This window comes from Pseudoxanthomonas sp. PXM02 (assembly GCF_014851805.1).
In the GTDB taxonomy this organism is placed as follows: domain Bacteria; phylum Pseudomonadota; class Gammaproteobacteria; order Xanthomonadales; family Xanthomonadaceae; genus Pseudoxanthomonas_A.
Map to the genome: position 1 here is coordinate 693938 of NZ_JACVAK010000001.1, position 11656 is coordinate 705593.

At 68.2% G+C, this 11656-nt stretch carries 11 protein-coding genes; 8 read left to right on the plus strand and 3 right to left on the minus strand.

All coding sequences use genetic code 11. The features are described from left to right. Positions 1–33 precede the first annotated feature (33 nt). The 4 genes from IB225_RS03280 to IB225_RS03295 all read left to right on the plus strand — a co-directional run bounded on the left by IB225_RS03280 (position 34) and on the right by IB225_RS03295 (position 5179). A complete protein-coding gene (locus IB225_RS03280) occupies positions 34–582 on the plus strand; it encodes a GNAT family N-acetyltransferase (protein WP_192309698.1) in 549 nt (182 codons plus the stop codon). Between the two features lie 91 nt (positions 583–673). Continuing rightward, positions 674–946: a DUF4242 domain-containing protein gene (locus IB225_RS03285; RefSeq protein ID WP_192309699.1), complete on the plus strand. Its 273-nt coding sequence runs from the start codon at positions 674–676 to the stop codon at positions 944–946. Positions 947–1051: 105 nt separating this feature from the next. Continuing rightward, a complete protein-coding gene (gene mfd / locus IB225_RS03290; protein ID WP_192309700.1) occupies positions 1052–4525 on the plus strand; it encodes a transcription-repair coupling factor in 3474 nt (1157 codons plus the stop codon). 48 nt (positions 4526–4573) lie between these two features. Next, on the plus strand, positions 4574–5179 hold the full coding sequence (locus IB225_RS03295) for an HD domain-containing phosphohydrolase (protein WP_192309701.1): 606 nt from the start codon (positions 4574–4576) through the stop codon (positions 5177–5179). A gap of 3 nt (positions 5180–5182) precedes the next feature. Here IB225_RS03295 and IB225_RS03300 read toward each other — a convergent pair whose 3' ends face one another. Beyond that, positions 5183–6733: a phospholipase D family protein gene (locus IB225_RS03300; RefSeq protein ID WP_192309702.1), complete on the minus strand. Its 1551-nt coding sequence runs from the start codon at positions 6731–6733 to the stop codon at positions 5183–5185. Positions 6734–6850: 117 nt separating this feature from the next. On the opposite strand from IB225_RS03300, the gene IB225_RS03305 reads away from it, so the two are divergent. From IB225_RS03305 to IB225_RS03320, 4 genes are all read left to right on the plus strand, one after another. Beyond that, positions 6851–7393, plus strand: a complete 543-nt coding sequence (locus IB225_RS03305; protein WP_192309703.1) for a phosphoglycerate mutase family protein — start codon at positions 6851–6853, stop codon at positions 7391–7393. Between the two features lie 115 nt (positions 7394–7508). Further along, complete coding sequence (locus IB225_RS03310; RefSeq protein WP_192309705.1) at positions 7509–8372, plus strand: pirin family protein; 864 nt, start codon at positions 7509–7511, stop codon at positions 8370–8372. A 151-nt stretch (positions 8373–8523) separates the two neighbouring features. After that, a complete protein-coding gene (gene aqpZ / locus IB225_RS03315) occupies positions 8524–9246 on the plus strand; it encodes an aquaporin Z (RefSeq protein WP_192309707.1) in 723 nt (240 codons plus the stop codon). 248 nt (positions 9247–9494) lie between these two features. Further along, positions 9495–9956 (plus strand): hypothetical protein, encoded by a 462-nt coding sequence (locus IB225_RS03320; protein WP_192309709.1) that lies wholly within the window; start codon positions 9495–9497, stop codon positions 9954–9956. A gap of 42 nt (positions 9957–9998) precedes the next feature. On the opposite strand, the gene IB225_RS03325 is transcribed toward IB225_RS03320, so the two are convergent. Further along, positions 9999–10859: a pirin family protein gene (locus tag IB225_RS03325; protein WP_192309711.1), complete on the minus strand. Its 861-nt coding sequence runs from the start codon at positions 10857–10859 to the stop codon at positions 9999–10001. 160 nt (positions 10860–11019) lie between these two features. Beyond that, positions 11020–11637 (minus strand): DUF2306 domain-containing protein, encoded by a 618-nt coding sequence (locus IB225_RS03330; RefSeq protein ID WP_192309713.1) that lies wholly within the window; start codon positions 11635–11637, stop codon positions 11020–11022. Between the last annotated feature and the right edge of the window lie 19 nt (positions 11638–11656).

The following is an 11656-nucleotide window of genomic DNA, read 5'->3' on the forward strand; positions in this document are numbered from 1 at the left end:
CCCCCCTTCCGGATTTCATGCGAGCATCCCCTCATGACTGCGCCGAAACGCCTTCCGCCCTGGCATGAACACTTCCGCCTGCCCAGCGGACGCGAGTTGCTGATCCGCCCGATCCGGCCCGAAGACGCGGGCCCGATCCAGGGGGCCTTCGGCCTGCTGGGTCCGGAAGAGATCCGTCATCGCTTCATGTATGCGCTGAAGGAACTGACGCCGGAGATGGCGCAGCGCCTGACCCATCCCGACCCCAACACCGAGTTCGCACTGGTCGCCGCCGAAGCGCTGCCGCCGGGCGAAGCGCTGGTGGGCGCAGTGGCGCGCGCGGCCCTGGTCGCGCGGACGCGCGATGCCGAGTTCGCGATCCTGGTCAGCCACTTCATCGCCGGCCAAGGCCTGGGGCGCCACCTGATGCGCAAGCTGGCCAAGTGGGCGCGCTCCAAGAAGCTCGACCGCCTGTACGGCGACGTGCTCGACACCAACCAGCCGATGCTGGCGCTCGCGGAGTCGCTGGGCTTCAAGCGCGTGCGCGAGAACGACGGCTCCGGTCTGGTCCGCGTGGTGCTGGATCTGAACGACGGTCCCTGAGGACCGCCGACCGGCGGTCGGCCCGCCCCGTCCGCTTTACCCGTCTCCCCAAGTGAAGCCGTGGTTTTCGCCGCGCCACCGGGAGGCGGTCATGCCCCGCTATGTCATCGAACGCGACATCGAAGGCGCAGGCCTGATGACGCCCGCCGAGCTGAAGGCCGTTTCGCTGGCCTCGTGCCGCGTGCTGGCGGAGCTGGGTCCGCAGGTGCAGTGGGAACACAGCTACGTCACCGATGACAGGATCTATTGCGTTTACCGCGCGCCGAACGAGGACCTTGTCCTCGAGCATTCGCGCCGCGGCGGCTTTCCCGTCGACCGCATTTCCCTGGTCGCCGAAGTGATCGATCCGCTGACCGCGGAATGATCCGTTCCCTGTCGTGACGGGCCGGCCGGGGCCGGCTTGGTAAACTGCGCGTCCCTCGCGCTGGGCACCCCACGGTGTCCGGCGCTGCCGTTGTTTTGTGTGCCCATGACCGACGCCAAGAACTCCGACCTGCCCATCCCTCCCCTGCCGCGTGGCGGCCAGTCCCGTGCCTGGTGGCGCGCGCCCGCATCGCCAACTGCACTGGCGTGGTCGATCGCCGCCGCCGCGCGTGCGCATGACGGCCCCCTGCTGGTGGTCGCGCGCGACAACCATGAGGCGCACCAGATCGAGGCCGACCTGCATACGTTGCTGGGCAATGCGCCCGATCTGCCGGTCGTGCCGTTCCCCGACTGGGAAACCCTGCCCTACGACCAGTTCAGCCCCCACCCCGACATCGTCTCGCAGCGCCTGGCCGCGCTGCACCGCCTGCCCACGCTGGCGCGCGGCATCGTGATCGTGCCGGTGCAGACGCTGATGCAGCGGCTGTCGCCACTGCGCCATATCGTCGGCGGCAGCTTCGATTACCGGGTCGGCCAGCGACTGGATTTCGACGCCGAGAAGCGCCGGCTGGAAGCGGCCAGCTACCGGCACGTGCCGCAGGTGCTGGACCCGGGCGACTTCGCCGTGCGCGGCGGCCTGCTGGACGTCTACCCGATGGGCGCCGACGCGCCGCTGCGCATCGAGCTGCTGGACGACACCATCGACTCGATCCGCCATTTCGACCCGGAGAGCCAGCGTTCGCTCGACCGGACCGACGCCGTGCAGCTGCTGCCCGGCCGCGAAGTGCCGCTGGATGAGCGCGCGGTCGAGCGTGCGATGACCCTGCTGCGCGACCGCTTCGATGTGGACACGCGGCGCAGCGCGCTGTACCAGGACTTGAAGTCCGGGCTGGCGCCGGCCGGCGTGGAGTACTACCTGCCGCTGTTCTTCGACCAGACCTCGACCCTGTTCGACTACCTGCGGAAGAACGCGTTGCCGTTGCTGACCGATGGTTTCGGCGAAGCCGCCGAAGCGTTCTGGGCGCAAACGCGCAACCGCTACGAGCAGCGTCGCCATGACATCGAGCGCCCCCTGCTGCCGCCGGACGAGCTGTACCTGCCGCCCGACGCGCTGCGCGAACAGCTCAACCAGCGTGACCGCATCGAGGTCTGCAGCACACAGCACAGCCGCCACGCCGATGCGCTGCCGCTGGGCGATCAGCCGCTACCGCCGTTGCCCGTCGCGGCGAAGGACGCGCCCGCCGGCGACGCGCTGAAGTCGTTCCTTGGCCATTACCCGGGGCGCGTACTGATCGCGGCGGATTCGCCCGGTCGTCGCGAAGCACTGCTGGAAGTGTTGCAGGCGGCGGAATTGAAGCCGGTCGTGGCCACCGACTTCATCGCGTTCCGCGCCGGCAGCGAACGCTTCGCCATCGCCGTTGCGCCCCTGGCCGATGGTTTCGCGCTGGACGATCCGCGCATCGCGGTGCTGACGGAGCGCCAGCTGTTCCCGGAACGCGCCACGCAGGCGCACCGGCGCAAGCGCACCGGCCGCGAGCCGGAAGCGATCATCCGCGACTTGGGCGAGCTGACCGAAGGTGCGCCGATCGTCCACGAGGATCACGGCGTGGGCCGCTACCGCGGTCTGATTGCGATGGACGTGGGCGGCATGCCCGGCGAGTTCCTCGAGATCGAATACGCCAAGGGCGACCGCCTGTACGTGCCGGTCGCGCAGCTGCACCTGATCAGCCGCTACTCGGGCGCGTCGGTGGAAACCGCACCGCTGCATTCTCTCGGTGGCGAAGCCTGGGCGAAAGCGAAGAAGAAGGCGGCCGAGAAGGTCCGCGACGTCGCCGCCGAACTGCTGGAAATCCAGGCACGCCGGCAGGCCCGTGCGGGTCTGGCGCTGCATCTGGACCGCGCGATGTACGAACCGTTCGCGGCCGGCTTCCCGTTCGAGGAAACGCCCGACCAGCACCATGCGATCGAGTCGGTGATCCGCGACCTGGCCAGCAGCCAGCCGATGGATCGCGTGGTCTGCGGCGACGTCGGTTTCGGCAAGACCGAAGTCGCCGTGCGCGCGGCCTTCGCCGCCGCCAGCGCGGGCAAGCAGGTGGCCGTGCTGGTGCCGACCACGCTGCTGGCCGAGCAGCACTACCGCAACTTCCGTGACCGCTTTGCCGACTGGCCGTTGAAGGTCGAAGTGCTGTCGCGCTTCAAGACCGCCAAGGAGATCAAGGCCGAACTGGAGAAACTGGCCGAGGGCAAGCTGGACGTCATCGTCGGCACGCACCGCCTGTTGCAGCCGGACGTGAAGTTCAAGGATCTCGGCCTGGTGATCGTGGACGAGGAGCAGCGCTTCGGCGTGCGCCAGAAGGAAGCATTGAAGGCGCTGCGCGCCAACGTGCACCTGCTGACGCTGACGGCCACGCCGATTCCGCGCACGCTCAACATGGCGATGGCCGGCCTGCGCGATCTGTCCATCATCGCCACGCCGCCGGCCAACCGCATGGCAGTGCAGACCTTCGTCACGCCGTGGGACGCGGCGCTGCTGAAGGAAGCCTTCCAGCGCGAACTGTCGCGCGGCGGTCAGGTGTACTTCCTGCACAACGACGTGGAGAGCATCGGGCGCATGCAGCGCGAGTTGCAGGAGCTGGTGCCGGAAGCGCGCATCGGCGTGGCGCACGGGCAGATGCCCGAGCGCGAGCTGGAACAGGTGATGCTGGATTTCCAGAAGCAGCGTTTTAACGTGCTGCTGTGCACGACCATCATCGAGTCGGGCATCGATATCCCCAATGCCAATACCATCATCATGAACCGCGCCGACAAGTTCGGTTTGGCGCAGCTGCACCAGCTGCGCGGCCGCGTGGGTCGTTCGCATCACCGCAGTTACGCCTACCTCGTCGTGCCGGACAAGCGCAGCATCACCGCCGATGCGCAGCGCCGGCTGGAAGCGATCGCCTCGATGGACGAACTCGGCGCGGGCTTCACCCTCGCCACGCACGATCTGGAGATCCGCGGCGCGGGTGAACTGCTGGGCGAGGACCAGAGTGGCCAGATGGCCGAGGTCGGCTTCAGTCTGTACACCGAGCTGCTGGAACGCGCCGTGCGCTCCATCAAGGCCGGCCACCTGCCCGATGTCGACCTGGGCCAGGAGCGTCGCGGCGCCGAGGTCGAACTGAACGTGCCGTCGCTGATCCCCGACGACTATCTGCCCGACGTGCACACGCGACTGACGCTGTACAAGCGCATCAGCAGCGCGCGCGACAAGGAGGAACTGCGTGATCTGCAGGTCGAGATGATCGACCGCTTCGGCCTGCTGCCGGATCCGGCCAAGTACCTGTTCGCCACGGCGGAACTGAAGCTGGCCGCGAACGAGATGGGCGTCCGCAAGCTGGAGCTGGGCGAGCACGGGGGGCGCATCGTGTTCGAGGCCAAGCCGAAGATCGACCCGATGGCGGTGATCCAGTTGATCCAGAAGCAGCCGAAGCTCTACACCATGGACGGCCCGGACAAACTGCGCATCAAGGTGCCGCTGCCCGACGCGCCGGACCGCTTCAATGCGGCCAAGGCATTGCTGATGACGCTGGCGCCGGGCTGAGCCAGCGCACCCGAGTTCCCCTCCACGCCACCTCGCCCGAGAACGCCCGTGACCTTCGATCCCGCGCCGGACTTCAGCGACATCGCCTGCTCCCTCGAATCGCTGGCGCTGGCGATCGAGGTTCGCGATGCCTACACGCGCGGTCACTGCGACCGCACGGGCCGCATCGCACGGGCGCTGGGCCAATGCTTCGACTTGGATGCGGACCAGTTGGAGCAGCTGGAACTGGCGGCGTACTTCCACGACGTCGGCAAGATCGGCGTGCCCGACCGCGTGCTGCTGCACACCGGCCCGATCGCCGACGAGGACTGGCCGTCGATCCAGGCACATAGCGCGCTGGGCGAGCGGATCTTCCTGGCCAGCGGACACCGCCACGCCGGCACGGTGTCCGCGCTGATCCGCCACCACCATGAAGCGGTCGATGGCTCGGGCTATCCCGATGGACTGGCGGGGGCGGCGATTCCGTTGGGTGCACGCATCCTGCGCGTGGCCGACAGCTACGACGCGATGACCACCCGCCGCCCCTATGCCGAAGGACGCGCGCACGACACCGCCATGCGCATCCTGCATGCGGAGCAGGACGACAAGATCGATGCGGACGTGTTCCGCGTGTTCGAGCGGCTGATGCGTGACGCCTCGCTGCGCGAGGCCTGACCGCTACAACTGCGACTCCACCGGCAGCCAGCCGACCGCGTGCGCGGTCCACCGCCGCCAGACGCTGGCCTCCGGTTCGCGATCCCAGACGCGCGGCGGTTGTTGCGACGCGTCCTCCCAGCGCAGCGCGCCGTCCTGCAGGCGCACGCGGTAACTCCGGTCGGCGGCGATCTTCGCTTCGTAACTGCGCAGCAGGGCCGTCGCCGCATTGCGGTCGCGGAACAGGATGCCCATCTCGGTGTTGAGGTTCACCGAGCGCGGATCGAGGTTGAAAGAACCGATGAAGCCGCCCTCGCCGTCAACGGCGAACGCCTTGGTGTGCAGGCTCGCACCGCTGGAGCCGAACAGGCTGCTGTCCTGCCTGCCGTGCGGCATCAGTTCGAACAACTCCACGCCCCCTTGCAGCAATGGGAGCCGATAAGGCGCATAGCCGCCATGCACGGCCATCACGTCGTTCGCGGCCAGCGAATTGGTCAGCACGCTGACGTCCACGCCCTCCGCCCGCTTGCCGACCAGCCAGCGCGTGCCTTCGTCGCCGGGCACGAAGTAAGGCGAGATGATCCGCAATTCGCGCTTCGCTTCGCCCATCGCCTTGCCCAGCCGATGCACCAGCCACTGCGCCTGCCCCTCGCCCTGGCCCTTGGCGGCCGGATCCGAGTACACACCCACCTCGTCCAGCCAATGCAGCGCATTGCCACCCACCAGCGCGCGTACGCCGGGCGAGCTGCGCAACCGCGCGACGTACTCCGCCGCCTGCGTGGACCGGTAGCCGGCGTCGCCGTTCTCGCGCAGCTTCTCCAGCGCACCGTCCTCGGCGGTCGTCAGTGCCGACAGCGGGATCACCGAGGCGCTGTTCCAGAAATCGTCGAAGATCGCCGAGGTCTGCGCGACGGCCGGCCCGAGCAGTACGGCGTCGAGATCGAAAAAGTTCGTCTGCGAGGCGGCGTCGAAATACTCGTCGCCCACGTTGCGACCGCCGACCACCGCCACGCGGCCATCCACGATCCAGGCCTTGTTGTGCATGCGGCGGTTCATCGCCATCGGCCGCAGCAGCATCTCCGTCGCACGGCCCAGCACACCGGCACGGCTGCGCGAGGGATTGAACAGCCGCACCTCGATGTTCGGGTGCGCATCCAGCGCTGCCAGATGCGAGTCCTTGCCGTGTGCGGTCATGTCGTCCAGCAGTAGGCGCACGCGCACGCCGCGATCAGCCGCGCGCAACACTTCATAACTCAGCAGGTTGCCGGTGAAGTCGCGGTTCCAGATGTAGTACTGCAGGTCCAGGCTGCGTCCGGCGGCACGAGCGGTGGCGGCACGCACGGTGAAGGCATCCAAGTTGTCCGATAGCAGCGCCATGCCGCTCTGTCCGGCATGCGCACGCAGCAACGGGGCAATGGCGCGGTCGAGCGCCGTGGCATCGGCGGCCGTCGGCAGTGCCGACGAGGCCGGTCCGCGCGCACCTTCGGCAAAGCGGCCGTAGCTGTACAGCGCCACGCCGGACGCCACCACCAGGATCACCAGGGCGATGCCCAGCCTTCGCAGCCACTTGCGCATGTTGCCCCCACTCCGCAAACCGTGAATACATCGTAGCCGTGATCCCGTGAGGACGGCGCTTGCGCGGGGGCCATTGGCGTAGCACGCTCCCGGTCCCGTCCAGACGCCGTGACCGCCATGCGCTTGCCCGCCCTTCTCCGTGTGTTCGTGGTGCTGCTCCTGGGATCGCTGGCCGCCTGCACCACCACGACACCGCGCGACACCGCAACACCGTTGACCTTCGTGGTGGTGCGGCACGCCGAGAAGGCCACCGACGATCCCGAGAACCCCCGTCTCTCCGCCCGCGGCCAGGCTCGCGCCGCCGCCCTGGCCGAACGCCTGCGCGATGCACCCCTGGTGGCCGCGTACGCCACCGAGTTCCGCCGCACCCAGCAGACCGCGCAACCGGCCGCCGATGCCCATGCACTGCCGGTCACGGCGTACTACGCACGCGGTCCGGCCAGCGAGATCGCGGCGCAATGGAAACAGGCTCATCGTGCCGGCACGGTGCTCGTCGTTGGCCACAGCAATACCGTGCCCGATCTGGTGTCGGCGCTGTGCGCATGCGTGGCCGCACCGATGGACGACACCGAGTACGACCGCTTCTCCGTCGTCCGCATCGGTGCCGATGGCAAGGCCACGCTGGAGGTACAGCGCTACGGCGCAGCGCCGACACCTTGAGCACGATCGTCCACTGACGCGGCAGGCGTCGGCACGCAACAATCCGTTTCCTTCCCGTCGCCGGCATCGCCGATGTCCCGTGCGATGCTTCGCCCACCTTCCGGAGGACCTGCCCATGACCACGATCATCGCGCCCCGCGTGCACGACCTCGGCGGCGGCTTCAACGTGCGCCGCGCCGTCCCCAGCCTGCAGGCACGCAGCGTGGGACCGTTCGTGTTCGTCGACCACATGGGCCCGGCCGTGTTCGAACCCGGCACCGGCATCGATGTGCGTCCGCACCCGCACATCGGCCTGGCCACGGTGACCTATCTCTGGTCGGGCGCGATCCACCACAAGGACACACTGGGATCGGAACAGGTGATCACGCCGGGCGACGTCAACTGGATGACCGCCGGCCGCGGCATCGCACACTCCGAACGCACCCCCGGCGACGTGCGCGCCGGCCAGCACAATGTGCACGGCATGCAGACGTGGGTCGCGCTTCCGACCTCCGCGGAAGAGGTCGCGCCGGAGTTCCACCACCACACTGCGGCAACGCTGCCGCTGATCGAGCGCGCCGGTACGCGGCTGCGCGTGATCGCCGGTCGCGCGTACGGCGAGGAATCGCCGGTGAAGGTGTTCAGCGGCACGTTCAACGTGGCCGTCGACCTGCAGCCGGATGCCGAACTCGAGATCGATGGCGGCCACGCGGAGCGTGCGCTCTACATCCTGGAGGGTGAAGCGCAGGTCGATGGCGCCGACATCCCGGAGAAGCACCTGGTGGTGTTCGATCGCGGCAGCCGTCCCGTGCTGCGCGCGAAGACGCCGGTGAAGGGCATGCTGCTCGGCGGCGAGCCGCTGGATGCGCCCCGCCACCTGTGGTGGAACTTCGTGTCCAGTTCCAAGGAGCGGATCGAGCAGGCCAAGCAGGACTGGCTGGAAGGCCGTTTCGGCCACGTCCCCGGCGAAACCGAATTCATTCCGCTGCCGGAGCGGTAAATCCACCGTCCATCGGCGCGTAAATGTGAGATTTACTACATTGGCGCCCTGAAGCGCGCTGCGTAACGCAAAGCAAACACCTGCCACGAAGGCCTTCCGCTATCGTGCGCGCGCCGTCACGTGACGGCGCGCACATATCGAAGGGGCGGGCATGAGCATGGCGAAGAAACTCGCGGCAGAGTTCCTGGGGACATTCTGGCTGGTGCTGGGCGGCTGCGGCAGCGCGGTGCTGGCGGCGAAGTTCGGTGGCGACGGCAACCCGTTGGGCATCGGCCTGCTGGGCGTGTCGCTGGCCTTCGGCCTGACGGTGCTGACCGGTGCGTACGCGTTCGGCCATATCTCGGGCGGTCACTTCAACCCGGCGGTCAGCATCGGCCTATGGGCTGGCGGCCGTTTCCAGGCGAAGGAACTGGTGCCCTACGTGGTGGCGCAGGTCGTCGGCGGCCTCGCCGCCGGCTTCATCCTCTGGCAGATCGCCAGCGGCCAGCCGGGTTTCGCGGTCGACCCCAATGCGGCCGGCGCGTTCGCCAGCAATGGTTACGGGGCGATGTCGCCCGGCGGATTCAGCGTCGCAGCCGCGTTCCTGACCGAAGTGGTGCTCACCGCGTTCTTCCTGATCGTCATCATGGGGTCGACCCACGGCCGCGCACCGGCGGGCTTCGCGCCGATCGCCATCGGCCTGGCGCTGACCCTGATCCACCTGATCAGCATCCCCGTGACCAACACGTCGGTAAACCCGGCGCGCTCCACCGCCGTGGCCATGTTCGCCGGTCCCGCTGCAGTCGGGCAGCTCTGGCTGTTCTGGCTGGCACCGATCCTCGGTGGCCTCATCGGCGGCATGCTGTACGGCTGGCTGGGTCGGGATCGCGATTGACAGGCGCTACCGGTGCCCGGCCACGCCGGGTACCGTTCTGCTGTGACAGGCGGTGTGACTGGGGTCGCCGTTCGCGTGCGTGGCGCGTTGTTTTGCGACGCAGCATGGGCTAAGGTCGGGACAACTGCCGGGGAAAAGGCAGCCGACGCCGTGGAATGCAAGGGGATGATGCCGGACCCGCCGGGTCCACCGCGGTGCGCGGACGACGCGGCACCGCCCATGTCCGGGCGTTCGATCCAGGGGATGACATGAAGACCGTGATTGCTGTTGGCCTCAGCCTCTTTTCCGCTGCCACATGGGCGCAGACTGCGCCTGCGTGCCCCACCCTGCCGGCCAGCGCCGGCCTGACCTGGGAACAGCGCGTCGATACCACGTTCATCACCTGCAAGGCAGTCACCGCCGACGGCCGACAGGTGCTCAACGTCATGCTCACTGCGCGCGACCCCAAGATCCGCATGGAACGACGCCTGCGTGAGGAGGAGAGCACGTTCTCCGGCGAAGAAATGTACTGGTACCGGCCCGATCTGGGCGGTCAGGAAACCGCGCCCGCGATGGCGTCGCGACGCATCACCGTGATCGAGTACGACGACGACCGCTACGCACAGGTGTGGATCAACGCCGCCTCGCCCGAAGAACTGGGCTCGCTGATCTCGCTCGCGCAACAGCTCGACGTGCGCACCGCCGGCGCGCAGCTCTCCGCCGGCAACTGATCACCGCCGGAATGGGCGGGACCAAGTCCCGCCACATCCATCTCAGAAGCGGCCTTCCTGGAAATCGACGAAGGCCTGCATCAGTTCCTGCCGCGTATTCATGACGAACGGACCGTGGCGCATCACCGGCTCGCGCAACGGACGCCCCGCGACCAGGATCAGACGCGCAGCCTTGCTGCCCGCCCGCACCTGCAACGTGTCGCCACCGCCCAGCACGCCCATCTCGTGCGTATCGAGTGCGCGCGCCTCATCGCCCTCGCCCACCGTCAGCGCGCCTTCGAAGACGTAGGCGAACGCGTTGTGGCCGACGGGCAACGTGTAGTTCCACGCATGTCCCGGCTGCAGCGCGATATCGAGATACACCGGATCGGTGGCCGGCTGCGAGATCGGACCCTGCGTGTCGCCGACCGTGCCGGCGATGATTTTCACCTCGACGCCCTTGGCCGGATGCGCCACCGGGATCTTCTCCGGCGCGAACTCTTGGTACTTCGGCGCGGTCATCTTGTCGCGCGCGGGCAGGTTCACCCACAGCTGGAACCCGCGCATGCGGCCGGATTCCTGCTCGGGCATCTCCGAGTGAACCAGCCCACGGCCGGCCGTCATCCACTGCACCGCACCCGGCGTAAGCAGGCCTTCGTTGCCATGGTTGTCGCGATGGCGCATGCGGCCATCGAGCATGTAGGTGACCGTCTCGAAGCCGCGGTGCGGATGCTCGGGAAAGCCTGCGAGGTAATCCTCGGCCTTGTCGGTGCCGAACTCGTCCAGCAGCAGGAACGGATCCAGGTCCGGCAGGTCGGGGCCGCCGATCACGCGCGTCAGCTTGACGCCGGCGCCATCGGACGTGGGTCGGCCGCGGATCGTGCGGATCACGCGGGCGGGCGTGGTTTCGGTCAGGGTGCTCATGGCGCCTCCTATTCAACTGCCGACAAGATGGCACCGGCATGGCCACTTCGGAACGGCAACCACCGTAACCATCCGTTCCATGCATGGGTGCAGCGGGGATTCTGCCGCGCCGTGTCGGCCGCGGGTAAACAGCGCCGGCAAATGCGCACGCCGTTACCGGTCAGGCGGTACCGGGCAGCATCGTCCTTGCGTGACGCGTCCGCGTCATCCATTCGGCGACAAGCAGGTTCGGCACCCAGCACAGCCAGGCGATCGCCGGATACGCGATGAGAAAGGAAATGCCCGCGATCTGGCTGGCCGGCAGGTACAGACGAAGCGTCACCGCGGCCAGCGTCAGCGCATAGCTGCGCAGCATCCAGTCGCGATGGTCGGCGACGCGGCCTTGGCGGATCGCGATCACCGCCAGCGCCGTGCTGCCGAGCCAGCAGACCGCCAGCGCGCCGAAGCCGAACGCGGCGACTGCGCCGGTGGACGCATGCGGCGCCATCGCCAGCGCGGCGAGTCCGCCCGCAGCGACCGCGACGACATAGACGCGCCCCATCCATCGATGCAGGCCCGGCCAGCGGTTGCGCAATCCGGTATGCGTCTGCAGGGCCCCGACGGCGATGGCAACCGCACCACCCAGGAAATGCCCCCACGCCGACCAGGGTCGCAGCTCGAACAACTGACGCACCAGCGGCATGCGGAGGTCGTCGACCAGCGAGATGGCGATCGCGTAGCCGGCAACAGCGAAAGCCAGCAGGGCCATCAGGCACCAGGCGAAACGGCGCAACAGCATCGTGGCACTCCCCGCAGGT

Excerpts from the sequence above, each read along its gene's own strand:
- IB225_RS03280 (WP_192309698.1), top strand. The coding sequence starts at position 34 with ATGACTGCGCCGAAACGCCTTCCGCCCTGGCATGAACACTTCCGCCTG.
- IB225_RS03285 (WP_192309699.1), top strand. The coding sequence starts at position 674 with ATGCCCCGCTATGTCATCGAACGCGACATCGAAGGCGCAGGCCTGATG.
- mfd (WP_192309700.1), top strand. The coding sequence starts at position 1,052 with ATGACCGACGCCAAGAACTCCGACCTGCCCATCCCTCCCCTGCCGCGT.
- IB225_RS03300 (WP_192309702.1), bottom strand. The coding sequence starts at position 6,733 with ATGCGCAAGTGGCTGCGAAGGCTGGGCATCGCCCTGGTGATCCTGGTG.
- IB225_RS03305 (WP_192309703.1), top strand. The coding sequence starts at position 6,851 with ATGCGCTTGCCCGCCCTTCTCCGTGTGTTCGTGGTGCTGCTCCTGGGA.
- IB225_RS03310 (WP_192309705.1), top strand. The coding sequence starts at position 7,509 with ATGACCACGATCATCGCGCCCCGCGTGCACGACCTCGGCGGCGGCTTC.
- aqpZ (WP_192309707.1), top strand. The coding sequence starts at position 8,524 with ATGAGCATGGCGAAGAAACTCGCGGCAGAGTTCCTGGGGACATTCTGG.
- IB225_RS03320 (WP_192309709.1), top strand. The coding sequence starts at position 9,495 with ATGAAGACCGTGATTGCTGTTGGCCTCAGCCTCTTTTCCGCTGCCACA.
- IB225_RS03325 (WP_192309711.1), bottom strand. The coding sequence starts at position 10,859 with ATGAGCACCCTGACCGAAACCACGCCCGCCCGCGTGATCCGCACGATC.
- IB225_RS03330 (WP_192309713.1), bottom strand. The coding sequence starts at position 11,637 with ATGCTGTTGCGCCGTTTCGCCTGGTGCCTGATGGCCCTGCTGGCTTTC.